At 61.2% G+C, this 24,623-nt stretch carries 43 protein-coding genes and 1 tRNA gene; 1 reads left to right on the top strand and 43 read right to left on the bottom strand.

What is annotated here, in order from left to right; genetic code table 11:
* The first annotated feature begins 81 nt into the window (after positions 1 to 81).
* Positions 82 to 155, top strand: a tRNA-Val gene (locus GXH28_RS13035).
* Here the strand turns inward: GXH28_RS13035 and rimM are convergent.
* The 43 genes from rimM to GXH28_RS12820 all read right to left on the bottom strand — a co-directional run.
* The gene (gene rimM, locus GXH28_RS13030) at positions 156 to 671 is read right to left on the bottom strand and encodes a ribosome maturation factor RimM (protein WP_169239469.1); all 516 of its coding nucleotides are present in this window, start codon (positions 669 to 671) and stop codon (positions 156 to 158) included. It abuts the tRNA gene before it with no gap.
* A gap of 18 nt (positions 672 to 689) precedes the next feature.
* Positions 690 to 929 (bottom strand): KH domain-containing protein, encoded by a 240-nt coding sequence (locus tag GXH28_RS13025; RefSeq protein ID WP_445082658.1) that lies wholly within the window; start codon positions 927 to 929, stop codon positions 690 to 692.
* 18 nt (positions 930 to 947) lie between these two features.
* A complete protein-coding gene (rpsP, locus tag GXH28_RS13020; RefSeq protein WP_169239468.1) occupies positions 948 to 1,352 on the bottom strand; it encodes a 30S ribosomal protein S16 in 405 nt (134 codons plus the stop codon).
* A gap of 8 nt (positions 1,353 to 1,360) precedes the next feature.
* Entirely contained in the window at positions 1,361 to 2,698 is a 1,338-nt protein-coding gene (gene ffh, locus GXH28_RS13015; RefSeq protein ID WP_169239467.1) for a signal recognition particle protein, read from the bottom strand.
* Between the two features lie 58 nt (positions 2,699 to 2,756).
* On the bottom strand, positions 2,757 to 3,665 hold the full coding sequence (gene ygfZ / locus GXH28_RS13010) for a CAF17-like 4Fe-4S cluster assembly/insertion protein YgfZ (protein ID WP_169239466.1): 909 nt from the start codon (positions 3,663 to 3,665) through the stop codon (positions 2,757 to 2,759).
* Positions 3,666 to 3,719: 54 nt separating this feature from the next.
* A complete protein-coding gene (locus tag GXH28_RS13005; protein WP_169239465.1) occupies positions 3,720 to 4,226 on the bottom strand; it encodes a DinB family protein in 507 nt (168 codons plus the stop codon).
* 65 nt (positions 4,227 to 4,291) lie between these two features.
* Positions 4,292 to 5,119, bottom strand: a complete 828-nt coding sequence (locus tag GXH28_RS13000; protein ID WP_169239464.1) for a c-type cytochrome — start codon at positions 5,117 to 5,119, stop codon at positions 4,292 to 4,294.
* 44 nt (positions 5,120 to 5,163) lie between these two features.
* The gene (locus GXH28_RS12995) at positions 5,164 to 5,889 is read right to left on the bottom strand and encodes a gamma-glutamyl-gamma-aminobutyrate hydrolase family protein (RefSeq protein WP_169239463.1); all 726 of its coding nucleotides are present in this window, start codon (positions 5,887 to 5,889) and stop codon (positions 5,164 to 5,166) included.
* Between the two features lie 60 nt (positions 5,890 to 5,949).
* Positions 5,950 to 6,366, bottom strand: a complete 417-nt coding sequence (rplS, locus tag GXH28_RS12990; protein WP_169239462.1) for a 50S ribosomal protein L19 — start codon at positions 6,364 to 6,366, stop codon at positions 5,950 to 5,952.
* 21 nt (positions 6,367 to 6,387) lie between these two features.
* A complete protein-coding gene (rpsI, locus tag GXH28_RS12985) occupies positions 6,388 to 6,792 on the bottom strand; it encodes a 30S ribosomal protein S9 (RefSeq protein WP_169239461.1) in 405 nt (134 codons plus the stop codon).
* 60 nt (positions 6,793 to 6,852) lie between these two features.
* On the bottom strand, positions 6,853 to 7,296 hold the full coding sequence (rplM, locus tag GXH28_RS12980) for a 50S ribosomal protein L13 (RefSeq protein ID WP_320447964.1): 444 nt from the start codon (positions 7,294 to 7,296) through the stop codon (positions 6,853 to 6,855).
* 16 nt (positions 7,297 to 7,312) lie between these two features.
* Positions 7,313 to 8,062 carry a tRNA pseudouridine(38-40) synthase TruA gene (gene truA / locus GXH28_RS12975; RefSeq protein WP_169239459.1) on the bottom strand — a complete coding sequence of 250 codons (750 nt, stop codon included), beginning with the start codon at positions 8,060 to 8,062 and terminating at the stop codon, positions 7,313 to 7,315.
* Entirely contained in the window at positions 8,053 to 8,427 is a 375-nt protein-coding gene (gene rplQ, locus GXH28_RS12970; protein ID WP_169239458.1) for a 50S ribosomal protein L17, read from the bottom strand. The genes truA and rplQ overlap by 10 nt, the downstream gene beginning before the upstream one ends.
* A gap of 1 nt (position 8,428) precedes the next feature.
* Positions 8,429 to 9,394 carry a DNA-directed RNA polymerase subunit alpha gene (locus tag GXH28_RS12965; protein ID WP_169239457.1) on the bottom strand — a complete coding sequence of 322 codons (966 nt, stop codon included), beginning with the start codon at positions 9,392 to 9,394 and terminating at the stop codon, positions 8,429 to 8,431.
* Between the two features lie 54 nt (positions 9,395 to 9,448).
* Positions 9,449 to 10,087, bottom strand: coding sequence for a 30S ribosomal protein S4 (gene rpsD, locus GXH28_RS12960; protein WP_169239456.1), 639 nt, complete (start codon positions 10,085 to 10,087; stop codon positions 9,449 to 9,451).
* A gap of 93 nt (positions 10,088 to 10,180) precedes the next feature.
* Positions 10,181 to 10,591, bottom strand: a complete 411-nt coding sequence (rpsK, locus tag GXH28_RS12955; protein ID WP_169239455.1) for a 30S ribosomal protein S11 — start codon at positions 10,589 to 10,591, stop codon at positions 10,181 to 10,183.
* A gap of 61 nt (positions 10,592 to 10,652) precedes the next feature.
* On the bottom strand, positions 10,653 to 11,042 hold the full coding sequence (rpsM, locus tag GXH28_RS12950; RefSeq protein ID WP_169239454.1) for a 30S ribosomal protein S13: 390 nt from the start codon (positions 11,040 to 11,042) through the stop codon (positions 10,653 to 10,655).
* A 9-nt stretch (positions 11,043 to 11,051) separates the two neighbouring features.
* Positions 11,052 to 11,165, bottom strand: coding sequence for a 50S ribosomal protein L36 (gene rpmJ, locus GXH28_RS12945; RefSeq protein ID WP_169239453.1), 114 nt, complete (start codon positions 11,163 to 11,165; stop codon positions 11,052 to 11,054).
* A gap of 123 nt (positions 11,166 to 11,288) precedes the next feature.
* Positions 11,289 to 12,056 (bottom strand): type I methionyl aminopeptidase, encoded by a 768-nt coding sequence (map, locus tag GXH28_RS12940; RefSeq protein ID WP_169239452.1) that lies wholly within the window; start codon positions 12,054 to 12,056, stop codon positions 11,289 to 11,291.
* Positions 12,057 to 12,429: 373 nt separating this feature from the next.
* Entirely contained in the window at positions 12,430 to 13,092 is a 663-nt protein-coding gene (locus GXH28_RS12935) for an adenylate kinase (protein WP_169239451.1), read from the bottom strand.
* A gap of 81 nt (positions 13,093 to 13,173) precedes the next feature.
* Positions 13,174 to 14,577: a preprotein translocase subunit SecY gene (secY, locus tag GXH28_RS12930; protein ID WP_169239450.1), complete on the bottom strand. Its 1,404-nt coding sequence runs from the start codon at positions 14,575 to 14,577 to the stop codon at positions 13,174 to 13,176.
* A gap of 53 nt (positions 14,578 to 14,630) precedes the next feature.
* Positions 14,631 to 15,113, bottom strand: coding sequence for a 50S ribosomal protein L15 (gene rplO, locus GXH28_RS12925; protein WP_169239449.1), 483 nt, complete (start codon positions 15,111 to 15,113; stop codon positions 14,631 to 14,633).
* On the bottom strand, positions 15,110 to 15,268 hold the full coding sequence (gene rpmD / locus GXH28_RS12920) for a 50S ribosomal protein L30 (RefSeq protein WP_445082657.1): 159 nt from the start codon (positions 15,266 to 15,268) through the stop codon (positions 15,110 to 15,112). Before rpmD ends, rplO begins: the two co-directional genes overlap by 4 nt.
* A 22-nt stretch (positions 15,269 to 15,290) precedes the next feature.
* A complete protein-coding gene (rpsE, locus tag GXH28_RS12915) occupies positions 15,291 to 15,878 on the bottom strand; it encodes a 30S ribosomal protein S5 (RefSeq protein WP_169239447.1) in 588 nt (195 codons plus the stop codon).
* Between the two features lie 3 nt (positions 15,879 to 15,881).
* Positions 15,882 to 16,241: a 50S ribosomal protein L18 gene (rplR, locus tag GXH28_RS12910; protein ID WP_169239446.1), complete on the bottom strand. Its 360-nt coding sequence runs from the start codon at positions 16,239 to 16,241 to the stop codon at positions 15,882 to 15,884.
* Positions 16,242 to 16,319: 78 nt separating this feature from the next.
* On the bottom strand, positions 16,320 to 16,880 hold the full coding sequence (gene rplF, locus GXH28_RS12905) for a 50S ribosomal protein L6 (RefSeq protein ID WP_169239445.1): 561 nt from the start codon (positions 16,878 to 16,880) through the stop codon (positions 16,320 to 16,322).
* A gap of 15 nt (positions 16,881 to 16,895) precedes the next feature.
* Entirely contained in the window at positions 16,896 to 17,300 is a 405-nt protein-coding gene (rpsH, locus tag GXH28_RS12900) for a 30S ribosomal protein S8 (protein ID WP_169239444.1), read from the bottom strand.
* 127 nt (positions 17,301 to 17,427) lie between these two features.
* A complete protein-coding gene (locus tag GXH28_RS12895; RefSeq protein ID WP_445082656.1) occupies positions 17,428 to 17,619 on the bottom strand; it encodes a type Z 30S ribosomal protein S14 in 192 nt (63 codons plus the stop codon).
* Positions 17,620 to 17,679: 60 nt separating this feature from the next.
* On the bottom strand, positions 17,680 to 18,237 hold the full coding sequence (rplE, locus tag GXH28_RS12890) for a 50S ribosomal protein L5 (RefSeq protein ID WP_169239442.1): 558 nt from the start codon (positions 18,235 to 18,237) through the stop codon (positions 17,680 to 17,682).
* 3 nt (positions 18,238 to 18,240) lie between these two features.
* Positions 18,241 to 18,555, bottom strand: coding sequence for a 50S ribosomal protein L24 (rplX, locus tag GXH28_RS12885; RefSeq protein ID WP_169239441.1), 315 nt, complete (start codon positions 18,553 to 18,555; stop codon positions 18,241 to 18,243).
* Between the two features lie 38 nt (positions 18,556 to 18,593).
* Positions 18,594 to 18,965, bottom strand: coding sequence for a 50S ribosomal protein L14 (gene rplN / locus GXH28_RS12880; RefSeq protein WP_169239440.1), 372 nt, complete (start codon positions 18,963 to 18,965; stop codon positions 18,594 to 18,596).
* A 3-nt stretch (positions 18,966 to 18,968) separates the two neighbouring features.
* Positions 18,969 to 19,226 carry a 30S ribosomal protein S17 gene (gene rpsQ / locus GXH28_RS12875; protein ID WP_169239439.1) on the bottom strand — a complete coding sequence of 86 codons (258 nt, stop codon included), beginning with the start codon at positions 19,224 to 19,226 and terminating at the stop codon, positions 18,969 to 18,971.
* Positions 19,227 to 19,242: 16 nt separating this feature from the next.
* Positions 19,243 to 19,476, bottom strand: a complete 234-nt coding sequence (rpmC, locus tag GXH28_RS12870) for a 50S ribosomal protein L29 (protein ID WP_169239438.1) — start codon at positions 19,474 to 19,476, stop codon at positions 19,243 to 19,245.
* 3 nt (positions 19,477 to 19,479) lie between these two features.
* On the bottom strand, positions 19,480 to 19,899 hold the full coding sequence (rplP, locus tag GXH28_RS12865; RefSeq protein ID WP_169239437.1) for a 50S ribosomal protein L16: 420 nt from the start codon (positions 19,897 to 19,899) through the stop codon (positions 19,480 to 19,482).
* 90 nt (positions 19,900 to 19,989) lie between these two features.
* Positions 19,990 to 20,796, bottom strand: coding sequence for a 30S ribosomal protein S3 (gene rpsC, locus GXH28_RS12860; RefSeq protein ID WP_169239436.1), 807 nt, complete (start codon positions 20,794 to 20,796; stop codon positions 19,990 to 19,992).
* A gap of 70 nt (positions 20,797 to 20,866) precedes the next feature.
* Positions 20,867 to 21,229: a 50S ribosomal protein L22 gene (gene rplV, locus GXH28_RS12855; RefSeq protein ID WP_169239435.1), complete on the bottom strand. Its 363-nt coding sequence runs from the start codon at positions 21,227 to 21,229 to the stop codon at positions 20,867 to 20,869.
* A 9-nt stretch (positions 21,230 to 21,238) separates the two neighbouring features.
* Positions 21,239 to 21,523, bottom strand: coding sequence for a 30S ribosomal protein S19 (gene rpsS / locus GXH28_RS12850; protein ID WP_169239434.1), 285 nt, complete (start codon positions 21,521 to 21,523; stop codon positions 21,239 to 21,241).
* Between the two features lie 59 nt (positions 21,524 to 21,582).
* The gene (gene rplB / locus GXH28_RS12845) at positions 21,583 to 22,422 is read right to left on the bottom strand and encodes a 50S ribosomal protein L2 (RefSeq protein ID WP_169239433.1); all 840 of its coding nucleotides are present in this window, start codon (positions 22,420 to 22,422) and stop codon (positions 21,583 to 21,585) included.
* Between the two features lie 4 nt (positions 22,423 to 22,426).
* Positions 22,427 to 22,747: a 50S ribosomal protein L23 gene (gene rplW, locus GXH28_RS12840; protein ID WP_169239432.1), complete on the bottom strand. Its 321-nt coding sequence runs from the start codon at positions 22,745 to 22,747 to the stop codon at positions 22,427 to 22,429.
* A gap of 9 nt (positions 22,748 to 22,756) precedes the next feature.
* Positions 22,757 to 23,374, bottom strand: coding sequence for a 50S ribosomal protein L4 (gene rplD / locus GXH28_RS12835; RefSeq protein ID WP_169239431.1), 618 nt, complete (start codon positions 23,372 to 23,374; stop codon positions 22,757 to 22,759).
* Positions 23,375 to 23,376: 2 nt separating this feature from the next.
* Positions 23,377 to 24,051: a 50S ribosomal protein L3 gene (gene rplC, locus GXH28_RS12830; RefSeq protein ID WP_169239430.1), complete on the bottom strand. Its 675-nt coding sequence runs from the start codon at positions 24,049 to 24,051 to the stop codon at positions 23,377 to 23,379.
* An 84-nt stretch (positions 24,052 to 24,135) separates the two neighbouring features.
* Complete coding sequence (rpsJ, locus tag GXH28_RS12825; RefSeq protein ID WP_169239429.1) at positions 24,136 to 24,444, bottom strand: 30S ribosomal protein S10; 309 nt, start codon at positions 24,442 to 24,444, stop codon at positions 24,136 to 24,138.
* 77 nt (positions 24,445 to 24,521) lie between these two features.
* Positions 24,522 to 24,623, bottom strand: a 102-nt coding sequence (locus GXH28_RS12820; RefSeq protein ID WP_169239251.1) for an EF-Tu C-terminal domain-related protein, incomplete at its 5' end; no start/stop codon positions are given.

The following is a 24,623-nucleotide window of genomic DNA, read 5'->3' as shown; positions in this document are numbered from 1 at the left end:
ACCGTTCACCCCGCGCGCTCGTGGGAGATGCACTTTCAGGCGAGACAACGTTCGCAGGATGATACAATTAGGCGCTGCGCCGGGCGGTTAGCTCAGTTGGTTAGAGCGTCTGTTTTACACACAGAAGGTCGCGGGTTCAAATCCCCCACCGCCCATCAGGTCAATCCTTCGGGCACAGTCACCGTCATCGTTCCGGCGTCGAGGTCTATCGCGCGGATCACGCTTTCGATGGCCGGCAGCAACAGTTCCTGGTCGGTGTTGGCTGCCCTCACCACATAGACATCGTTGCTGCCCGTACGCAGCACTTCGCTCAGCGTGCCCAACACTTCGCCGGCCTCGTTCGCCACGCGCAAGCCAATCAGTTGGTGGGCGTAGTACTCGCCGGACGGCAAGGCCGGCAGGTCGCCGGTATCCACAAGCACGCGCGCGCCGCGCAGCGCTTCGGCGGCGTCACGCGTGGCAATGCGCTCCAGCTTCAGCAGCACGCCCCCTTGATGCGCGCGCTGCGACAGGATGCGGTATGGATGCCTGGCATCGTTGAGGTACACGCGCCCGATCTCGTCGAGGACACCTTCGTAGAACGGCGACAATTGCACCTTGACCTCGCCGGCGATGCCGTGCGGGCGAGACACTGTGCCAACGACGAGGAGCTTGGGCCGCGACTTCGCCACGATGAGAAGCGCCGGGCGTCAAACGCGTATATCCAACACCACGCGCTTGCGCGATCGAGCGGCGGAGATGCGCAGCAACGTGCGCAGGGCGTTAGCCAACCTCCCTTCGCGCCCGATCACACGCCCCGCCTCGCCGGGCGCCACCTGCAACTCAAGGAAGACCGTGTCACGATCCACCGATTCGGTCACTTTCACCTGATCGGGATGATCCACCAGGCCCCGGGCAACGTATTCGACCAACTCGACCAGCTCTTTCATCGCTCATCGCCTACCGGCTCACTCGGCAGCGGCTTCAGCGGTCGGCTCGGCCTGCTTCGGCTTGGGAGCAGGCTCGCGGCCGATGCGCGTCTTCGGGCTAATCGTTCGCGCGACCTCAAACTGCGCAGCCGCCTCGGCCAGCAATACTTCGGGCGATTCACCCTGCTTCAGCCGCTCGAGGCGCGCTGTGGTGCCCGTCTTTCGGAAGAGTTGCCGGACCGCCTCGCTGGGCTGCGCGCCCACTTTCATCCAATATAGGGCGCGGTCTTCCTTCACCAGCACGGTCTCCGGTTCGGTGCGCGGATTGTAGGTGCCGATGACTTCGATAAACGCGCCCTCGCGCGGCCTTTCCTTATCGCACACCACGATGCGATAGGTCGGCTGCTTTTTTGAACCTATGCGGCATAGTCGAATTCGAACCATCGTCTCGATTATCTCCTTCTGGCGCCCATCCACCCGCTCATCATGCGCAAGCGCGGGTTGTTCGCCAATTGTTTCATCATACGTTGCGCTTCGCGGAACTGCGAGAGCAGTTGATTCAGCTCCTGCACGCTCGTGCCGCTGCCCTTGGCAATGCGGCGCTTGCGCGAGGCGTTCAGGATGTTCGGGTTGCGACGCTCCTCGCGCGTCATCGAGCTGATCATCGCTTCGACGCGCTTGAACTGTCGCTCGGTCATCTCCGGCGAAATCTGCCGGGTCAAATCTTTCATGCCGGGGATCAATGCGAGCAGGTCATTGAGCGGGCCCATGCGCTTGATCTGTCGCATCTGCGACAGGAAGTCTTCCAGGTCGAAGCTGGCCGAGAGCATCTTCTCGGCAGCTTTCGCCGCTTCCTGTTCGTCGAACTGCTGCTGCGCTTTCTCGATCAGCGTAAGCACATCGCCCATGCCCAGAATGCGCGAGGCCAGCCGGTCGGGATGGAAGACCTCCAATGCGTCGGGCTTCTCGCCGGTGCTGAGGAATTTGATCGGCACGCCGGTGACGGCGCGCATCGAGATGGCCGCGCCGCCGCGGGCGTCTCCGTCTATCTTGGTCAGGATCAGGCCGGTCAGCCCGACGCGCTTATTGAACGCCTCAGCGATATTGACGGCCTCCTGGCCGGTCATGGCGTCGGCGACGAGCAGCACCTCGGCCGGCTTGACGCGCGCTTTGATTTCTTCCACCTCGCGCATCATCGCCTCATCCATTTGTAGGCGGCCGGCGGTGTCTATGATGATGACGTCGAGCGCGCCCTGGATGGCCTTTTGGACGGCGTGCTGCGCGATCTGCGGTGGCGGTGTTTTGTCGCCTTCCGAGAAGACGGGAATGTTGATCTGCTTGCCCAGCGTCTCCAGTTGCGTGATAGCCGCCGGTCGGTAGGTATCCGCGGCGACCAGCAGCGGCTTGCGGCCGTCGCTGCGCAGGCGCAGCGCCAACTTGGCTGCTGTCGTGGTCTTGCCGGAGCCTTGCAGGCCAACCAGCATGATCACCCGAGGCGGCGGACCGCCCAGGTCAAGCTTGCCGCCCTCGCCAAGCGTCTTCAGCAACTCCTCGTGAACGATCTTCACGACGGCCTGGCCGGGGGTCAAGCTCTTGTGCACTTCTGCGCCGATCGCGCGTTCCCGCACGCGCGCGAGGAACTCCTTAGCCACTCTGAAGTTCACGTCGGCTTCGAGCAAGGCGACGCGCACCTCGCGCAGCGCAGCGTCTACATCCTGCTCGGTCAGGATGCCGCGCTTGCCGAGGCGGTCGAAGATGGCCTGTAGCTTGTCGCTCAGCGATTCGAACATGATCCTCAGAACGGGCGTGAAAGGCGTACAGCCTTCCGATGAGAGCCGCTATTCTACCTTAAAGTCGCACGATCGTTGCGACATGGACAACCGTCCCTTGCCGCGATTGCAACGGCACATTCTCCCGGGCAAATGCGCTGCGGACGTAAGCGAGTGCCGCGTCGCGCGCTGCGCTGGTGACTTTGCCGACGACTTCGCCGCCCTCCGCGATCAGCTCCTCGCCCGGCGAGAGCGCGTCGGCGCTGCGGGTCAGCCTGACCAATTTTTTGGCAATTTGGCCTCGGCTCTCCATGCGGGCGATGATCTCCTGGCCGATGTAACACCCCTTGTCGAAGCTCACCGCGTTCCACAAACCGGCTTCTAGCGGGTTGTAATCTTCGTTGATCTCGTTGGGGAAGCGCGGATAGCCGCGCAGGATGCGCCAGGCGTCGAAATCCGGCGTCGTGGGCGATGCGTCGGCAAACAGCGCGCGGTCAAGCCCTGCGCCAATTAAAAAGAAGCTCAAGCCGAGCGCCTGCGGCGCGCGCGCCACCACGATCTGCCGATCAGCGCTCAGCGGCGATTCCACGACGCGATGCGCGCACTCCGGCATCGCGAACCGGCCGATGTTGGGAATGATCGCTTCGATGAAGCGCGGGTCGTCTCCCGCGCCGACGCCGAACATGCGTGTATCGCCCGTTTCGTCACTCACCTGCACGTCGTCGTTGAAGAAGATGTACTTGCGCAACCAGTGCACCACCTTGTTCTGATTGCCCCCACCCCCGATGAGCAGGGTGGAGTCGTCGAAAGCCAGGACCAGGAGATAGTCCACCATGCGACCGATTGGCGTCGTCAGCACGGTCGTTTTGCATTCGCCCGGCTTCAGGCCGCGCACATCGCCGGTGGACATGCGATGGAGGAAGTCGAGCCGCGAGCTGCCCCGCAACCGGATGCGGCTGTAGATCTCGGTCAGGTCGAAGAGCAACATGGTCGCCGTGAGCGGTAAGCTTTGAGCTGCGCGCTGTGAGTCGTAGGCGGTGGGCTATGCGCCTCGAGAGGCGAGAGGTGACCGGCCTGCGAGCCACGATTCAATCTGCGCGCGGTGTTCGGCGGAATGGCCGCCGGTGTAGTCCCACAGGGCATCCGCCAGCGCGCGTCCCTTCAACGCCGGATAGCGCTGCGGGTCAAACAACGCCGCCTCATCCGCCCAAGCGCTCAGCCGTTTGATCAATTGCTGATGCGTTCCGTGGAAATCGGCCTGGATGCGATCCAACGGGCGATCTTTCTGCGATGCGTAGTCGCGCGCGTTGATGTCCGACCGATCTGGCGCATTCGACCGGGGCAACTGCAACGCGCTGCCGTGCTCAGCTTGAAAGAGCAGCGTCACCGCGCGGGAATACCACATCGCAATGTGCGCGAGCGTGTCTTTGACGGACCAATATCCGACGACCCCTTCCGCCAGCATGTCTTCCGCCGGAATGCGCGCCAGCGTTTCCTCCAGCGCGCGGCGCTCGGACTCAATGCGCGAAATGAATTCGGTTTTACGCATCCAGGGCGCAAAGGAGCGTTCCGGGCACGGGACGCCCCGTTCATCGAGCGCACGATGGCCATGCGCTACGGCTCATCCTTGTGTCGTGCTTCGATCCAGGCCAGGAGGTCGGCCATCTGCTGCGGGCTGAGGATCGCCGCATAGTTCTGCTGCATTAAGCCGGCCTGGTAGCCCTCGACGATGTAAGCGTTCGGGTCAACGATGCTTTGGTAGAGATACTCTCGCGCGCTCATGCCGGGGACGCGCGTCTGGGCGATATTCCACAAGTTGTAGAAAGAAGGGCCAACCAACCGCTCGCCTTTCTTTTGACTGTGACAGCCGACGCAGCCGGCGGTGTTAAACAACCTCTCGCCGCGCTCCGGGTCGCCTGCGGGTAGGCCATCGGTGATCTTGCCGAAGTCGCCTTCTTTGGGAAGGGCAGCAGAAGCTGTCGGTCGGGCCGTTTCGCTTTGGGACAACGACTCACCGCGCACCGGTTGCGGCATGGCGCTCAATCCCAGGCTGAAGATGATCAGGCAAGCCACGAAGCCAATTGCCGAGAACACAAACGGCTCAGCGTTGGGGCCGATCTCAAAGCGGATCGGTCGCAGGCGGCGTTGATCCACAGCGCGTAGCTCGTCGCGCAGTTCAGCCATCTCCTCATCGGTCGGCAAGTTGCGGCGGAAGAAACGGCTGACGCTGCTGGCCAACACGGCGATGACCACGCCACCGGCCACGCTGGCCAGTAATGCCATCAACATGCCGCCGATCACGACAAAGATTAGGTTGTCGAACACGGCGCTGCCGCCGCCCAGTTGAGCCGGGGAGGCCGCGAATGCCGCATCCGCGCCGATGAGCATAGCAACCACCGCCGCCACAAGCGTGCGCCACTTCAAAGCCATCGAGCTTGTCATGTTCAAATCTTAAACTCTCGAATGCGCTGCGCGCATATTCTAAATCACGGCGATGGTGCGCAGGCTTCAACAAAAGCGCGAAACAGGCGCAGCATGTCTTCGCGGTCGGCGGCCATCTCTTCGGGGTGCCACTGCACGCCGATGTAGTAGCGCTTGCCAGGGAGTTCAACCGACTCGACCACGCCATCGGGGGCGCGCGATGTGACGATCAACCCGTCGGCAATCTTTTTAAGCGCTTGATGATGGAAGCTGTTCACCTCCGTCTCCCCCGGGCCGATGATCTGCGCAATGTGCGTCCCCGGCGCAACGCGCACGGTGTGTGCGGCCTGGTGACGCTCGAGGCCGTTGGCAGTCCCATCGTGTGGGACATCACTCCCCTGCTGCGAGGGCAGATCTTGAATCAGCGAGCCGCCTAGCGCGACATTCACGACTTGAATGCCGCGACAGATCGCGAAGAGGGGTTTATCATCCTGCAATGCCCAGCGCGCCAGCGTCATTTCCACCCTGTCACGTTCGGGATCGACGCCGTAGGTCTTTTCGTGCTGCGGCTCGCCAAAGAGCGTTGGATCCACGTCGCCGCCGCCGGAGAGCAATACGCCATCCGCCGATTCATACATCCCGCGCCAGGATTCGAGTGAGAGGACTGTAGGGAGCAGAACCGGAATTGCCCCGCAGGCGACCAGGCTGTTCACGTAGTTCTTGCCCAGCGTGAAGCGGCGCTTCTCGTGATCTTGAATCGGTATGGGGACAAGGATGCGCGGGCTATTCATGAAGACTTTCGCTTGGCAGCGAACGCAACGCCCGAAGTCGCTGCCTGGGGAGTTCGCGCATCACGCTGCACCCGCTTCGCCGGACTCAGCCGGCGCCGCTGCGCGTTTGGACTTGGCGCCGCCTGAAGACGGCAAGCGCTCCTTCAGGCGAGCGGACTTGCCGCGCAAATTACGGAAGTAGTAAAGCTGTGCGCGGCGCACTTTGGCGTGGCGCATCACTTCCACCTTATCAATGCGCGGCGAGTTCAGCAGATACGTGCGCTCGACGCCGATGTTGTTGCTGGCGATCCGGCGCACGGTAAAGCTGGCGTTCGCGCCGCCTTTGCGCAAGCGAATAACGGTGCCTTGAAAGACCTGGATGCGTTCCCGATCGCCCTCGATGATCTTCTGATGGACGCGCACTTGATCGCCGGGTTGAAGCGGCGGAATTTTCGGATTGGGTTGTAAGCTCTTTTCGAGCGATTCGACGAGATTCATCGTTGTCCTCCTGCGGCGCGGCTAGCGCTTCGTGTAGGTTGGACCCTTGCGGGCGCGCTTGAGACCGGGTTTCTTGCGCTCTTTCTCACGCGCGTCGCGCGAGAGGTAGCCGGCCGTCTTCAACATCAGGCGATATTCCGGATCCACCTCCAGCAGGGCGCGCGCGATCGCCATGCGCGCGGCTTCGGCCTGGCCGGTGATGCCGCCGCCCGTCACTTTGACGCTCACGTTGAAGCGCGCATCGGCGCCGGTCAGCTTGAGCGGCGCATGCACGGTGATTAGGTCAACTTCGCGCCCGAAGTACTGGTCTATGGGTTTGTCGTTGACCAATACCCGACCGCTGCCTTGCGGATACAACCGGGCGCGCGCGGTCGCCTCTTTACGGCGCCCAACGCCCTCATAGTATTGCTGTTGAGTCTCTGTCATAGGCTATGCGTCCTCAGCAGCGGCGAAGCGACTCGCGTCTTCGTCGCACGCCGATCCCGATCACTTGTCCCGAATCTCCAGCGGCTGCGGTTTCTGCGCGCTGTGTTCGTGCGCTGGGCCGCCGTACACCTTCAGCTTCTTGATCATCTTGCGGCCCAGCCGCCCATGGGGGATCATGCCCCAGACGGCTTCGCGAATGACGCGCTCTGGATTGCGCGCGAGGAGGTCGCGCAGATTCTCTTCCTTGAAGCCGCCAGGATACATCGAGTGCCGCTGATACTTCTTCTCGGTCATCTTATCGCCGGTGACACGGATTTTCTGGGCGTTCACCACGATCACGTAGTCGCCGCAGTCCACGTGCGGCGAATACATGGGCTTGTGCTTGCCCTCGATGACCTTAGCAATCTGGCTGGCAAGCCGCCCCAGCGTGACGCCGGCCGCATCCACGACGTACCAGCGCCGGCTGGCGCGAGCCTCTTCCGGCTTCGCCATGTATGTCTTGATCGTCCTCATCTTGCACCTAGTATTTCACCTCTACGAGGCACAGCCCACATGCGGGCGCCAAGCCCGTGATCCGCTGTGCGTCTCTGCTTTCCAGCATCTCCCTAAACTCGTCCGAGCCGTATTCACCTCGGCCCACGCGCACCAGCGCCATCACAATCCGGCGCACCATCCGAAAGAGGAAGGCATTCGCCTCAATCGTGAACCACAGCCGCTCATCGCTCGCTTGCCACTCCGCGCGCAGCACTTGGCGCACCGTCGTCTCTCCTGGTCTTGCCGAGGGCGGCCGGCCAAACGCGGCAAAATCGTGCCATCCGATCAATTGTTGAGCTGCTGCGTTCATTGCCGCGATATCTGGTCGCTGTTCGAGCTGCCAAGCGAAACGTCGCAGCAACGGCTGTCGCACTTCACTGACATAGGCCGTGTAAACGTAGGTTCTGCTCTTTGCGCTGTAGCGCGGATGAAACCCCGCCTCACACGGCACTAAGTCGTAGATGGCCACATCTTCCGGCAGCGTCGCATTGAGCGCCCGGCCAAGCGCGTCGAGCGAATGCTTCCAATCCACCTCGAAAGCGATCACCTGGCCGGTGGCGTGCACGCCGGCATCGGTGCGACCTGCGCCCACGACGGCGACGCGCGACCGACAAACTTTCGCTAGGGCGGCCTCCAGTTCTCCTTGCACCGTTCGCCCGCGCCGCGCGGCTTGTCGTTGAAACCCGACGAAGTCCGTGCCGTCGTAGGCGACCTTCGCGCGAACCTTCAAATCCACTCGATAATCGCCATGGGCGCGTTATCGCCTTTGCGTGGGCCGAGTTTGCTGATGCGGGTATAGCCGCCATTGCGATTCACGTAGCGCGGCGCTATTTCCTCGAACAACTTGCGCACCGTCGCCGGCCCGCCGTTCACCCGCGCGGCAACCAGCCGCCGCGCATGCACCTGTTGCGCTTTGTCGTCCACCAGCCCAGACTTCGCGATCGTCACCAGCTTCTCCGCTTGATCGCGGATCGCCTTGCACTTCGCCTCGGTGGTCTGAATACGACCGTGGTCTATCAGCTCGGTCACCAGACTACGGCGCAGCGCCGTGCGTTGCGCCGTCGAACGTCCCAGTTTGTAACCCGATACCTTGTGCCTCATGTCACACCTCGTCCGCTTCGTCTATCTTTTCTTCCTGCGGAAGCAGCCCACGGGCGCGCAACTTCTCTTTCAGCTCGGCCATAGACTTCTCGCCGAAGTTGCGCAGATTGGTTAAGGTGCCGCCGCTCCGCTCCATCATCTCGAGCAATTCACCCACGGTGCTGATGCCGGTGCGCTTGAGTGAGTTATAGACGCGAACGCTCAAGTCCAGTTCCTCGATGGGTCTCTCGCTCCATTCGCCGGGTATGCCCTTATTGTCGCTTTTGCCCTCGAGCAGCGGCTCTTCCAAACTCACACCGGCGATCAAACGCAGGTGTTGCACCAGAATTGCAGCGGCCTGCGACAGCGCGTCCTGCGGGCGGATCGTGCCATCGGTCCATATCTCCATGATCAAGCGATCATAGTTCGTCGTCTGGCCGATGCGGGCTGGCTCGACGCGATAGTTCACGCGCCGCACCGGGCTGTAGATCGCATCTACGGGAAGCTCGCCGATCGGCAATCGGCCGCGCTGCTCGGCCGGCGAATAACCCCGTCCCATCTCGACTTGAAATTCGATGTCGAGGCGCGCCTTGTTCGAGTCGGTCGTCAGCAGATAGAGATCCGGGTTGACGATCTCGATCTCCGGCGGCGCTTGAATATCGCCGGCAGTGACCACACCCTCGCCGCGGACTTCCAGACGCATGCGCAGCGGGCCTTCGCTGTGCATACGCATGCGAATCTGCTTCACGTTGAGCATTAACTGAGTGACATCCTCCTTCACATCGGGGATGTCGGAGAACTCATGATGCACATCGGTGATGCGCATCGAGGTCACGGCTGCGCCGGGCAACGCGCTGAGCAATACGCGACGGAGGGCGTTCCCCAGCGTGATGCCGAAACCCGGTTCCATGGCGCCGATGATGAAGCGGCCATAGTCGCGCGTGAGGGCGTCGCTCTCCACTTTTGGAAAGACAGGTGCAGATAGCATGTGCTTCTTCCTCGTCCGGCGCCTGCGCCGCCGCGCCGGCGCCGACACAACTCGCTACCGCGAGTAATACTCCACGACGAGCTGCTCTTTCAACTGCACGTCAATATCTTCGCGCTTCGGGAGGGCTTGAACAATGCCGGTCAAGGTGCTCCGATCGGCCGACAACCAGGCCGGCATCGGCGGCGCATCCTTATCCGCCATCAGCGCTTTGAAATAAGTCAGCTTTCGACTGGCTTCGCGCACGGAGATCTTATCCCCCGGCTTAACCAGGTAGGACGGCACGTCAATGGGATGATCGTTCACATTCAGGTGGGCGTGGTTGACCAACTGGCGCGCCGCGGCGCGCGAGGGTGCGAAGCCCATGCGATAGACCACGTTATCGAGCCGGCGTTCCAGCAAGATCAGCAATTCGGAGCCGGTCACGCCGCGGCGCTTGAGCGCCTCACGAAAGTAACGGCGGAACTGCGCTTCGAGCAGGCCATACATGCGGCGCATCTTTTGCTTCTCGCGCAACTGCAGCGAGTAATCGCTGGCCTTGCTGCGGCGCGCGCGCATGTTCGGCCCATGCTGGCCGGGGATAATCCCTCGTCGCTCCAAAGCGCACTTGGGTGAGAGACAACGGGCGCCCTTCAGATAGAGCTTTTCGCCTTCGCGGCGACACAATCTACAAACGGGTCCAATATGTCGAGCCATCTTTCCTCTGATGCGAGACGTTCGATTTGTTTACAACGGGCTGTCTTCGTCCAAATCGTGCATCTCAAACGAACCATTGCCGGTCGAGTGCGCTCACACGCGGCGGCGCTTCTTAGGTCGGCAGCCGTTATGCGGCACAGGTGTGATATCGGTAATGGACTTGACGCGCAGGCCGACACCTTGCAGCGCGCGCACGGCGGCTTCCCGACCCGGCCCCGGCCCCTTCACATACACATCTACTTCCTGCATGCCGTTCTCCACAGCCGCGCGGTATGCGTTCTGCGCAGCAATCCGGGCAGCGAAGGGCGTGCTTTTGCGGTTGCCTTTGAAGCCGGCCGAGCCGGCGCTGCTCCAGCAGATCGTGTTGCCGGCTTTGTCGGTGATCGTCACGATCGTGTTATTGAACATCGCGTGAATATGCACCACGCCCTGAGCGACGTTTTTGCGCGCGCGTCGCGGGTTGGTCTGGCGACGCGGACTACGTGTGCTTGCTGCTTTAGCCATAGGCGAGTCTTAATCGAATAAGCGCCAGAGCAGAGCCTGCGCCCCGCTCCCACGCCGCTATTTACTTCTTCTTCGCGCCACGGCGGCGACCGCGACCGGCCACCGTCTTCCTCACACCCTTGCGCGTGCGCGCGTTGGTGCGTGTGCGCTGGCCGCGCACCGGCAAGTTGCGCTTGTGGCGCAGCCCACGATATGACCCGATCTCGATCAAGCGCTTGATGTTGAGCTGCACTTCGCGGCGCAGGTCACCTTCCACCTTATATTCCTTCTCCACGATCTCGCGCAGGGTGGCCGCTTCGGCCTCGGTCAGGTCCTTGACGCGAGTCGCCGGGTTGATGTTGGTGCGGGCCAGGATTTCCTTTGCAAGCGAACGGCCGATGCCATAGATATAGGTCAACCCAATATCCACGCGCTTGTTGCGCGGCAAATCTACTCCAGCGATTCTTGCCATAGTCGTTGCCTACCCCTGTCTCTGCTTGTGCTTAGGGTTCTCGCAGATGACGTAAACGCGCCCGTGCCGCCTGACGATTTTGCATTTCGGGCAGCGCTTTTTCACGGATGCTGATACTTTCATCTTTCACCTCATTGCCCGAGCCCGTGACGTTCGCCGCAAGAGGGAGCGCCACAAACTCGCATACATGCAACGTCCGACTCGCGCGCTTCACACGAGCCGGACGCCAGCCAATTTGCTTAGGCTCTAACCGAGCTTCGTCAATATCTCGGCTTCACCATCAGTGATGGCCACGGTATGTTCAAATTGGGCGGAAAGTTTACCATCAACGGTCACGACTGTCCAGCCGTCTTTCTTCACCTTCGTTTCGGCGCGTCCCTCGTTAATCATCGGCTCCAGCGCGATCGTGAGTCCCGGCCGCAACAACATGCCATGCTCGGCCTGTCCGGCGTTCGGCAAACCAAACCCCTCATGCAATTCGCGACCGACGCCGTGGCTGGTGTACTCGCGCACCACCGAATAGCCGCGTGGCTCGGCGACGCCCTGGATCGCTGCGCCGATGTCGCCAAAGCGATTGCCCTTGCGCGCCGCAGCGATCGCTGCGTTCAGACACTCCTGCGTCACCTGCATCAATCGTTGCGCGCGCGCCGAGATGCGCCCAACGCCCACGGTGATCGCCGAGTCGGCGTGATAACCTTTATACATCGCGCCGACATCGAGCTTGACGATTTCTCCCTCTTTGAGTCGTCGGTGCCCAGGGATACCGTGCACCACCTCATCGTCCACCGACGCGCAGATAGAAGCCGGGAAGGGATAAGGGGCGCCATTCGGCGCATAGTTTTTGAACGACGGCGTAGCGCCGCACTGGAGGATGATTTTCTCCGCCAGCCGATCCAGCTCGATCAAGCTCACGCCTGGCGCGACGCGTTCCTTCAACTCGGCCAGCACGGTCGCCACGATTCGACCGGCTTGACGCATGAGGGCAATCTCTTGCGCTGTCTTCAACACAATCATCGTTGAAAACCTTGCACAACAGAGGTGCAGTGAGCAATCAGCGTTGTAGGCCACAGACTTGAGCCGGCCTTCACCAGGCTGGCAGGCCGGCGCGCGCTGTCATCCGGTGCGCGCGTCGGCGCCAGCGGCTCGCGAAGCGCTGGGCGAATCGGCAGCAACGCGATGAATTCGCGGCAGGGCATCGTGAATCTCTTCGGGCTGAACCACCGGCCGCAGCACGGGAACGCCGTCTGCGCCTGGGCGCAGACGCTCCGCGCCGGCTTCACATGCCGGCTTTCTCGCAACCCGGTCACAGTTGCCCTCTTCCCTGTCATAGCTGCGTATGATGTGAGACTTTCGCTGAGCCGCTGCTGCTCACGACTCGATCCAACGCCTAATCACACTCATGGCTGGTCATGATTAACTGACGCAGCAGGTGATGGACGTAGGGAATCGTATGTTCGCCGTTCACCTCGCGCAGCAGGCCGAGGTTGCGGTAGTAATCAATGAGCGGGGCAGTCTGCTCCTGATAGATGCGGATGCGGCGAGCTTGCGTCTCGGGGTTGTCGTCCGAGCGCTGATACAGTTCGCCCGTGCAGACGTCTTTCTTGCACCCTTCGCGCGGCGGCACCGATTCGTAACTGAACACTGCGCCACAGTCACGACATGTCCAGCGATGCGAAAGACGCTCCATCAACATGCGCTCGCGCACGCGAATGTACGGCACGATCGTGATGCACTTGCCGAGCTCCCGAAGCAACTGCGCCAAGGCATCGGCCTGTGGAATCGTGCGTGGGAACCCATCCAGGATGAAACCACGCGCCGTATCGGGCCGGCTCAACCGTTCGCGCACCATGCCGATGGTGATCTCGTCTGGCACAAGGTCGCCACGGTCAAGATACTGCTGCGCTTGTTTGCCGAGTTCAGTCTGATTTTTAATGTTCTCGCGAAACAGATCGCCGCTCGAGATGTGCGGTATGCGCAGATCTTTCGAGAGCAGGACGGCCTGTGTTCCCTTGCCTGCCCCCGGCGCACCAAGCAACACAATGCCATACATCGTCGTCAGCCTCTCACGCCGCAGACCAGCACCCGTGCGCTCGTGTGACCGCGCTCAACAACGCCGGCAGGCCTGGTGATATCACTTGATGATCCCCTCGTAGTTGCGCATCATGAGCTGAGCCTCGAGCTGGCGCATCGTATCCAGCACGACGCCGACGACGATCAACAGCCCTGCGCCCGACAATAGCAGGTTGTTGTTGCCCACCGGCCTGAGGAAGACGAATCCGGGCACATGAGACAAGAAATTCAACAAATAGGGCAAAATGGCGAGCAGTCCCAGGAACAAGGCCCCGACCAGCGTGAGTCGCCGCATCACGCGCGTGATGAATATATCAGTGGCCTTGCCCGGCCGGATGCCGGGGATGAACCCACCCTGTTTCTGCAGATTTTCGGCCAGGTTCTGCTGCTGCATCATCACGTCGGTATAGAAATACGTGAAGCCGATGACCAGCAGGAAGTACATGAGGGTGTAGAACACCAGGCTCCACGACAAGGCGTCGGAGCTGGTCTGACCCGCGCTGAACAGGCTGACGACGTCCTGCGCGAACCGCTGCACGCCGGCGTCACTGCTGTTGACGAAGAAGCCGGCCAGGATCGCCGGGAAGACCAGCATGGCTTGTGCAAAGATCAGCGGAATCATCCCTGCCGTATTCACTTTGAGTGGGACATGCGTGCCTGCACCGCCCAACATGCGTCGGCCGCGCACCCGCTTACCATACTGCACAGGGATGCGCCGCTCGCCCTCTTGGATGTAAACGATCCCGATGACGGTGATCACGGTGATCGCCAAGAACGCCAGCGAGGTGGCGAACGCCGTGTTGGTCGCCGCAATCTGGGCGATATTGCTCGGAATGCGAGCGACGATGCCGCCAAAGATGATAATAGAAAGACCCTGACCGATGCCCTGCTCGGTGATCAACTCACCCAACCAGACGGCGAACATCGTGCCGGCGGTCATCGTCACGATTGTGACGATGGTGGGCAGGATGAATTCGGGCCGGTCCAATCCCCACTGCGGCAGCACGCGCTGGCCGCCGGTCACTTGTGCGCCGATGCTTTCGAAGATGTTGACCTGGCCGATCGCGTTCAACGCCGCCATGGGTGCGGTCAAGAAATAGGTCAGGCGGTTGATCTTGCGCCGGCCCTGATCGCCCTCCTTGGCCAACTCTTCCAAGCGCGGGATGACCGGGATGAGCAATTGCAAGATGAGCGAAGCCGTGACGTATGGATACACGCCCATCGCCAGCACGGAGAAGTTGAACACCGCGCCGCCGGACAGCAAGCTGAGCAGGCCGACGATGCTGCCCAGGCCGCCGGCTTGACCTTGCTCCACGGCAGTGCGAATTTGTTGCAGCACCTCGGGATTCACCCCCGGCACCGGCACATGAGCAATGAGCCGATAGATGATCAGGATGAACAAGGTGAAGATGATCTTGTTCCTGATTTCCGGCAGCGCGATCGCGTTGCGTAATGCTTGTAACATCGCTTCAGCGTTTCGCTTCGATTTGCCTTCCGCCTCTAAACGGAAGCGTAGCGCTAACGCGTGCGGTAGCCGCCGCGTTTCACTTCGAGCTTCGTCACCGTGCCGCCGGCCTGTTCGATCTTCTGTTTGGCCGTTTCGGAGAACTTGTGCGCCGTCACCTTCAACGGGATATTCAGCTCCCCTACGCCGAGGATGGCGATGTGCTTATCGCTCTTGTGCACGACGCCGGCGGCCACCAGCGCTTCAGGTGTGACCTCGCTCCCGGCTTGGAACTTCTGGGCCAGCAACCCGACGTTCACCGGCCGATACACGATCCGATAGGGATTGTTGAAGCCGATGCCACGCATGAACGGCAACTTGCGCACCATCGGGAACTGCCCGCCTTCGAAGTAGGGGCCCTTGACACCGCCGGAACGAGCCGCTTGGCCCTTCTGGCCGCGCCCGGCCGTTTTGCCCTGGCCGGCGGCGATGCCGATGCCCTTGCGCTTCTTGCGCTTTCGTGAACCCTCTGCGGGTTTTATCTCATGGAGTTTCATTTGACTTCTACCAAATGCTTCACCACATTCAGCATGCCGCGAATCTGCGGCGTGTCATCGTGCTGCACGACTTGACCCAGCTTGCGGAAGCCAAGAGCCTTGAGCGTGCGTTTTTGGCGCACGTCATAGCCGATCGCGCTCTTGACCCATTTCACCGTAATGCGCTTGCTCCCGGCGTCAGTAGTTGTCGCTGCCATTGCCACGCCTCCAGAACGGCTGGATGTCGGCGACGCTCTTATTACGTCGTCGCGCTTCCTCATTGAGGTCTTTCAACGAACACAATCCCCTGAATGTTGCGTAGGTGGTGTTGATCTTATTCGGCGAGCCGAGCGACTTGGTCAGCACATCGCGCACACCGGCCGCTTCGAGCACGGCGCGCACGCCGCCACCCGCGATGACGCCGGTGCCGGGCGACGCCGGCTTCAACATCACCTTGGCGCTGCCATACTTCTCGATCACTTCGTGCGGGATGGTCGAACCGATGATCTGCACGCGCTGCATGTTGACGCGCGCGCGGTCGGTCGCCTTCCGAATGGCATCTTGCACGGCGCGTGCTTTGCCTAAACCGACGCCGACGCGCCCGTGGTTATCCCCCACGACGATCAACGCGCGGAAGGCAAAGCGTCGGCCGCCTTGAATCACCTTGGCGACGCGCGTGACATCCACAATCCGAATATCAAGCTCGGCCGACTCACTCTCGGGCCGCGACGCGCTGCCGCGCCGAACTTCGCGTTCTCGGCCCTTTTGCGAATTCTTGTTCACCATGGGTCAAAACTCCAAACCGCCCTCGCGCGCGCCCTCGGCCACTGCCTTGATGCGGCCGTGGTAGCGATAGCCGGCCCGATCGAACACCACGCGCTTGATCTGCTTCTCCTGCGCCCGTTGTGCGATCAGCCTGCCGACCAGCATCGCTTCTTCGACCTTCTTGAGCCCAGCCTGAGCGCGCACAGCCCGATCCAGGCTGGAGGCAGCCGCCAACGTATGGCCGGCCTCGTCGTCAATCACCTGCGCGTAGATGTGTTTTAGGCTGCGAAAGACGTTCAGGCGCGGACGACTGGCCGTGCCGGACACTTTGACGCGCACGCGCCGGCGTCGCCGCTCTCGCGATTCTTCTCGTTGCTTCGTCATGTCCAGATCCTTTGTCGCCGGCGATCGATTGCTGGGGTCAGGCCCACAGACGCTCTCGCCAACGACCACAGCATGGGATCACTTGCCCTTGCCGGTCTTGCCCGCCTTGCCGGCCTTGCGGCGGATCACTTCGCCTTGATACCGGATGCCTTTGCCCTTATACGGCTCCGGAGGCCGCAACTTGCGCACCTGCGCGGCTACATCGCCAACCCGCACTTTGTCAATGCCGCTGATGGTGATCGTGCGCGTTTTGGCATCGGTGGCAAAGGTGATGCCGGGCGGTGGGGAGAATTCGATCGGATGGGAGTAGCCAAGATAGAGCATCAGCTTGTTGCCGCTCATCTCGGCGCGATACCCCACGCTCTCCGCGCCGATCTCCAACACCTTCGTGTAACCTTCGGAGACGCCCTTGACCATGTTCGCCAGCAGCGCGCGCGTCAGGCCGTGCAAGGCGCGCGCGTTATTCTCGTCGCCGTCGCGTTGAACGCTGAGCACGTTCCCTTCTTTCGCAACACGGATTTGCGGCGGAAGCGTATGTTGCAATTCGCCTTTCGGCCCCTTGACTGTGACCCAACTGCCATGGATGGCCACATCCACGCCCTTAGGCAGTTCGATGGGTTTCTTCCCAATTCGCGACATGATACGGTCCTCCAATCAATACACGAAGCACAGCACTTCGCCGCCCACGCCCAGCCGCCGCGCTTGGTTGTCGGTAATCACCCCTTTGGGCGTCGAGAGGATGGCGACGCCAATGCCGCTCAACACGCGCGGGATTTCCGTCTTCGGCACATAGATGCGCTTGCCCGGTCGGCTGACCCGTTGCAAACCAGTAATCACGGGCTTGCGCGAGCGACGTTCGCCGCTGTAGCGCAGGGTCAAGTTCAGCATCTTCTTGCCGTCCACCTCGACGACCTGATAGGCATCCAGGTAACCTTCTTCCTTCAAAATTTCTGCCACGCGCTCATTGAGCTTGGACGCTCTCACCGCCACCGAGGAATGACCGACGGCTGCGGCGTTGCGAATGCGCGTGAGCATGTCACCTAGTGAATCGTTCGCCATGTCTGCTCCAGTCCAGAAATCAGCGTTCAGAGATCGGTTTCAAGATATGCGATGGGCGAGTGGCCGAGGATCGGCCATGTCGTCCTCAACGACCGATCGCCATGGCTGACCGCTGACGACCCGCCCCTCACCACGATGCCTTGCGGACGCCGGGGATTTCGCCGCGCAAGGCCATCTCGCGGAAGACGATGCGCGACACGCCGAACTTGCGCATGTAACCACGTGCGCGGCCGCTGACGGCGCAGCGGTTGCGCACGCGCACCTTATACTTGCGGCGCTTTTCCCGATACATCATCGCTACTCTTGGTGTCTTTCCCATGTGCTCCTCACCTTTCGACGAACGGCGGTTCATGGCAGAATCGCCGCTTCACTCAATCAATCACCTGCGATCCCCTGGTTTGCTGAACGGCATGCCAAACGCGCGCAGCATCGCGCGCCCTTCATCGTCAGTCTTGGCCGTGGTCACAATCGTCACTTCCAAGCCGCGCACCTTATCAATCTTGTCATAGTCAATCTCCGGGAAGATGATCTGCTCCCGCAGGCCCAGGGTGTAGTTGCCGCGACCATCGAATGCGTCGGGCGACACGCCCCGGAAGTCGCGCACGCGCGGCAAGGCAAAATGAATCAGGCGATACAAGAAGTCATACATGCGCTTACCACGCAGCGTCACTTTCACGCCGATCGGTCGGCCCTCGCGCAACTTGAAGCCGGCGATGGACTTGCGGGCTTTGGTCACAATCGGCCTTTGACCCGTGATCGCGGCCAAGTCGCTGACGGCGGAGTCAACCGCTTTGGGATTATCGGCCGATTCGCGCCCCACGCCGATATTGACGACGATCTTTTCAATCTTCGGCACCTGCATGATGTTCTTGTAGCCGAATTCCTTCATGAGGGCCGGCCGAATCTCTTCCAAGTATTGTTTTTTGAAATCGGCCATAGCTTAATCCAACACCTCACCCAATTTGTTCGAGTAACGTTTCTTCACGCCGTCCACAAAGCGATAGTTCACGCGCGTCGGTTGGCCGCTGGGCGCGATGAGCTTGACATTGGAGACATGGATGGGCATCTCCACGTCAATAATGCCGGTCTGAACCACCCGGCGACCGGCGCGGCGCGGCTTGGCGTGCTTCTTCGCGATGTTCACACCCTTCACGACGATCTTGTCCTCTTTGGGAAGCACGCGCACCACCTCGCCGCGCTTGCCTTTGTACTCACCGGTGATCACCAAGACGGTGTCGCCTTTTTTGATCTTCATAAGCGCTTTCCTCCAAAGGGCTGCTGGATGCGTGTGCCCTATAGCACCTCGGGCGCGAGTGAGATGATTTTCATGAACCCCTTGTCGCGCAATTCGCGCGCCACCGGCCCGAAAATGCGCGTGCCGCGCGGGTTGACCTCGTCATCGCTCAGGATCACCGCAGCGTTATCGTCAAAGCGAATATAGGAGCCATCCGAGCGGCGATACTCCTTCGCCACACGTACGATGACTGCTTTGACGACTGCACTTTTCTTCACATCGGCGGTCGGGCTAGCCGATTTGACCGTAGCGGTGATCACGTCGCCGACGCGTCCGTAGCGCCGTCGGTGGCCGCCATGAATATGAATGCACAGCAGTTCCTTGGCGCCGGTGTTATCCGCCACCTGCAATCGCGTCTCTTGCTGAATCATGGCTCACCCTTCCTTCTTGAGCACGATCTCTTCCAACATCCAACGCTTGGTTTTGCTGATGGGCCGATGTTCGACGATGCGCACCAGGTCGCCCTCGCGCGCCTGTTCGTGCTCGTCGTGGGCCTTGTACTTCTTGCTGCGCGTCAACACTTTCTTGTACAAAGGATGACGCACTGTTCGCTCGACGCGAACCACGATGGTCTTTTGCATCTTGTCGCTAACGACCACACCGGTCAGACGACGTCGCCGCTCTTCTGCCATGGCTCTCCTCTATCCTTCACGCGCGATTGCCGCTTGTGGTTGACTGCGCGATAAGCTGCGCAGCCAGTTCACGCTGGCGCAGAATTGTCTTGATGCGCGCGATGTCATGGCGCACGCGCTTGATGCTGTTCGTATCGGTTAACTGCCCCTGCGCGCGCTGGAAGCGCAGGTTGAACAACTCGCGATAAGCGTCGTCCAACTTCGCCTCTAGCTCCGGCGTCGGCAGCTTGCTCAATTCCCGTGACCGCATCGTTCACCCTTCCATCTGCGACTCGGCGACCACCTGCGTCTTCATCGGCAGCTTGTAGGCCGCCTGAGTCAGCGCAGTCCGCGCGACGTTCTCGGGCACGCCCGAAACCTCGAACATGATGCGTCCGGGTTTCACCACGGCGACCCAGTGATCCACGGCACCTTTGCCCTTGCCCATGCGGGTCTCGGCCGGCTTGGCCGTCACCGGCTTATCCGGGAAGATGCGAATCCACATCTTGCCGCGACGTTTCATTTCGCGCACGATCACGCGGCGCACAGCCTCGATCTGCCTGGCCGTCACCCAGGCTGGCTCCAACGCTTGCAAGCCGAACTCGCCAGCTTCGATCGTGTTGCCGCGGCTGGCGACGCCTTTCATCCGCCCGCGCATCTGCTTGCGATACTTCACTCTCTTCGGCATCAACATAATGTCCACCTCGTTTGCAATCCTAACCGCATCTCAACTCATTCCAAATCATTCCGACCTGCGTCCGGTTGAGCTGCGGGAGCGGCAGGCTCACTCGCTCGCCGGCGCAGCGCCGTTGCTCGCTTCGCCGGCGGTCGGGGCGGCCGAGGTCTGATGCTCGCCGCCGCGCCGGGATCCACGGCCGCCGCGTCGTTCGCGACGATCGCGCGGCGCCTGTTGCTGTGTGCGAGATGGCCGCGTGAGTTCCTCCTGCGGCATATCCGGCAGGATGTCGCCCTTGTAGATCCACACCTTCACGCCGATCTTGCCGTAGGTGGTATCCGCCTCGGCTTTGGCGAAGTCAATATCGGCGCGCAACGTGTTGCGTGGAACACGGCCCTCCATCAGCTTGTCGGTGCGCTTCATGTCACTGCCGTTCAAACGGCCGGCGCATTCGATCTTGATGCCCAGCGCGCCGCGCTGCATCGCGCTCTGGATGGCTTTCTTCATCGCCCGATTGTGCGGGATGCGCCGCTCGATCTGCTGCGCGATGTTGCTCGCCACCAGTTGGGCCACCAGATCCGGCTTGACGATCTCTTCGATGTCAAGCTTGACCTTCTTGCCGGTCATCTTCTCGATGCCTTCGCGGATTTCCTTCACCGCAGCGCCCTTGCGGCCGATCACGACGCCGGGCCGCGCTGTGTGCACCACCACGTGCAACTGGTTCGGCGGGAAGCGCTCGATGGTGATGTCAGACACCCCGGCGTTATCGGCGTCCATCTTGCTGCGCAAATACTCGCGCAATTGCATATCTTCAAGAAGCAGCTTGGTGTACTCGCGCTTGGGCGCATACCAGCGGCTCTTCCAGTCCCGGATGATGCCGAGCCTGAATCCATATGGATGAACTTTTCGTCCCATGTCGTTCGGTTCTCTGCTGCGAATTCCGAGCGCCGAGCCATTGGCTCAACCACTCGCCATTCACCATCGCCTAGTCCTCATCCACCACTTCGCGCAAGACCACCGTGATGTGGGAGCTTTTACGCTCGATGGGCCGGAAGCGACCACGTGCGGCGAAGCGGCGCCAGCGCCGCGTTGGCCCACCATCCACGTAAATCTGGCTAATGACCAGATCGGCCGCGGTGAACTGTTTATTTTCGACGGCGTTGGCCATCGCCGAAGCGATCACTTTGCTCACCGGTTCGGCAGCCGCCTTCGGTGTGAAGCGCAAGATATCGAGCGCTTCGGTGGCCTTCTTGCCGCGCACCAGGTCCGCCACCAGGCGCACCTTCTGCGGCGACATGCCGATGTAACGCGCAACGGCGCGCACTTCATTATCAGCCAGCTTAGCCATGATTCCCGTCTACTCCTTGCCGCCGGCCTTGTCTTCCTTGGCGATGTGACCGCGGAAGGTGCGGGTCGGCGCAAATTCGCCCAGCTTGTGTCCCACCATGTTTTCGGTGATGTAGATGGGGATGTGCCGGCGACCGTCGTGAACAGCGATGGTGTGACCCACCATCTGCGGGAAGATAGTCGAGGCGCGCGACCAGGTCTTGATGACTTTCTTTTCGCCGCGCGTGTTCATTGCCTCGATCCGCTTCAGCAGCTTGGCCTGTACGTATGGTCCTTTCTTCAGAGATCTAGACATATTGAACAGTGCTCAATCCCAAGTGCTTTGCGTTCACGCAGAACTCAAAACCCAACTCTTTACTTCTTGCGCTTCTTCTCTCGCCGACGCACGATCAGATAATTCGTGCGCTTGTTGCGGCGCGTCTTCACGCCGAGCGCCTTCTTGCCCCACGGGGTGCGTGGCGCATCTTTGCCGATAGGCGAACGACCTTCGCCGCCGCCATGGGGATGGTCGCGCGGCGACATCGCCGAGCCGCGCACCGTTGGTCGGATGCCGAGCCAGCGCGTGCGACCCGCTTTGCCCAGCTTGATATTGCTGTGATCCACATTGCCCACCTGGCCGATTGTGGCCATGCAGGTCTGCAGCACCCTACGCACCTCTCCGCTGGGCATGCGCAAGGTCACGTAGTCGCCCTCCTTGGCCAACACCTGAGCGCTGGTGCCGGCGGAACGGACGATTTGGCCGCCTTTGCCCGGACGCAGCTCGATGTTGTGCACCGTTGCGCCGAGCGGGATGTTCGCCAATGGCAGCGCGTTGCCAGGGCGAATCTCGGCGTCTGGCCCGCTCATGATCTCGTCGCCGACCTGCAGGCCGACCGGCGCGAGAATGTAACGTTTTTCGCCATCGGCATAGTGCAATAACGCGATGCGCGCTGAGCGATTGGGATCGTATTCAATAGTCGCAACGCGCGCCGGGATGCCGATTTTGTCGCGCTTGAAATCAATGATGCGATAGGCGCGCTTCACCCCGCCGCCCCGATGGCGCGTCGTCACTTTGCCGCGCGCGTTTCGCCCGCCGGTCTTGCGTAGATCGGTCAGCAGCGATTTCTCCGGCCGATCGGTGGTGATCTCCGCGAAGTCGCTCACGGTCATCCCGCGGCGGCTTGGCGTTGTCGGTTTGTATGTCTTGACCGGCATGGCGCTACGCTACTCCTTCGAAGAGCGGGATGCGATCCTTCTCGCTCACTTGCACAATGGCCTTCTTCCACTGCGGCGAGCGCTGGATGTGCTTCGCCTTGCGGCCGGTGATGCGACTGCGCGGACTGCGGCGGCGCTTCTCCGGCATCACGATGACGTTGACGCGCGTCACCGTCACGTTGAACGCGAGCTCAACGGCTTCTTTGATCTGCTGTTTGTTCGCGCGCGCATCCACCTCAAAGACGTATTGCGGTTTTTCGTAGCCCACCTGCCATTGCGTCTTCTCCGTAATGACCGGGCGCTTCAACACTTCGTAAGGATGCATCTCTCTCTCCTACCCCAACCAGGCTTCGATCACCTTGAGGGTATCCAACGGCATCACCAACTGGTCATACTTGAAGATGTCGCGAATGTTGAGATAGCCGGCGTGCAACGTCTTAACGTTGGCGAGATTGCTCGCCGACTTTTCGACCGCCTCCATGCGGCCGGGTAACACGACCAGCCCCTTAGTCACGCCGAGCGCCTGCATTGCTGCGGCAAACTCTTTGGTCTTGGGCGCGCTCATCTCCAGCTTATCCACGACCACGATTTGCTGATCGGCAGCCTTCTGCGACAGGGCGCTGCGGATCGCTGCGCGGCGCATCTTCTTCGGCATGTCTTGCCGGTAGCTGCGCACGACTGGGCCAAACGCCACGCCGCCGCCCACCCAGTGCGGCGCTTTGCGGCTGCCCTGGCGGGCATTGCCGGTGCCTTTCTGGCGATATATCTTTTTGGTCGTGCGGTTCACCTCGCCGCGCGTCTTCACTTTGTGCGTGCCCAAGTGCGCGTTGGCGTTCTGGCGCAATAGCGCCTGGTGCATGAGCGGCTGGCTAATCCGAGCCGCAAAGATGCGATCCGGCAACTCAACCTCGCCGACCGGCTCGCCCTTGAGGTTCTTGACTGGAACTTTCATGGCTACTTCTTCCCACCCTTGCGCGCTTCCTTGATCACGACAATGCCGCCTTTCGCGCCGGGCACCGATCCGGATACGGCAATCAAGTTCCGTTCCGCGTCAACGAGCATCACGCGCGCGTTCATTGCCGTCACCCGCGTATTGCCGTAATGGCCAGCCATGCGCTGGCCTTTCTCCACGCGGCCAGGCGTCGTGCCTGCGCCGATGGAGCCTGGCGCGCGTTCGCGGTCCGAGGCGCCGTGCGTCTTCTTTTGGCGATGGAAACCGTGGCGCTTGATACCACCGCTGAAGCCGCGGCCCTTCATCGTGCCGGTGACATCCACGTATTCGCCCACAGCAAAGATGTCGGCCTTGATCACATCGCCTTCTTTGTAGGTCACTTCTTTGACGCGCGCCTCTGTGAGATAACGCAGCGGGGGCACGCCTTCCAGTTTGCGGCGGTTCGGATGTTTATCGTTCGGCTTGAGCAGGCCGAGATGACCTAACTCCCCACGCGTGAGCTTCCTCGCCTTCACCTCGCCAAAACCGAGTTGAATGGCGTTGTAACCGTCCCTCTCGACAGTCTTAACTTGCGTCACGTAATTAGGGCCGGCCTCGATTACCGTCACGCCGGTGACGTTGCCCTTCTCATCGAAGAGCTGTGTCATTCCCACTTTGCGTCCGATCAGTTTCTTCATCTTTCATCATTGGCTCTCCAGCCATAAAGGCCGCGTGGCGCGTATGCGCGAGAGCATGACCGTTGCCGGCGCATGTCCGACAAGCTACAGTTTGATCTCGATATCCACGCCGGCGGGCAGGTTCAACCGCATCAACGTGTCGATCGTCTTCGAATCCGGATCCAGCACGTCAATCAGCCGCTTATGCGTCCGAATTTCGAAGTGTTCGTGCGAATCCTTGTCAATGAAGGGTGAACGCCGCACGGTGTAGCGCTCGATCTTCACCGGCAACGGCACCGGGCCAACTACCGTAGCGCCTGTGCGCTCAGCCGTCTCTACGATCTGCTGCGCCGAGCGATCGAGCACGCGGTGGTCGTACGCCTGCAGGCGGATGCGAAGTCGTTGCTTGGCCATTTCACCTTGCTTCCCCAACTGACATTCCCGACTCCTGGCGGCGATGAGGCGTGAGGGAGTCGGGAGCGGCCCGGGTGCTAATCAAACACCTTGGTGATCGTGCCGGCTCCCACCGTCAATCCACCCTCGCGGATCGCAAACCGCGACCCTTGCTCCAACGCCACCGGCGCGATCAGCTT

This window comes from Candidatus Roseilinea sp. NK_OTU-006 (assembly GCF_012931985.1).
Lineage (GTDB): Bacteria > Chloroflexota > Anaerolineae > J036 > Brachytrichaceae > JAAFGM01.
This window is presented reverse-complemented; position numbering and strand designations above follow the sequence as displayed.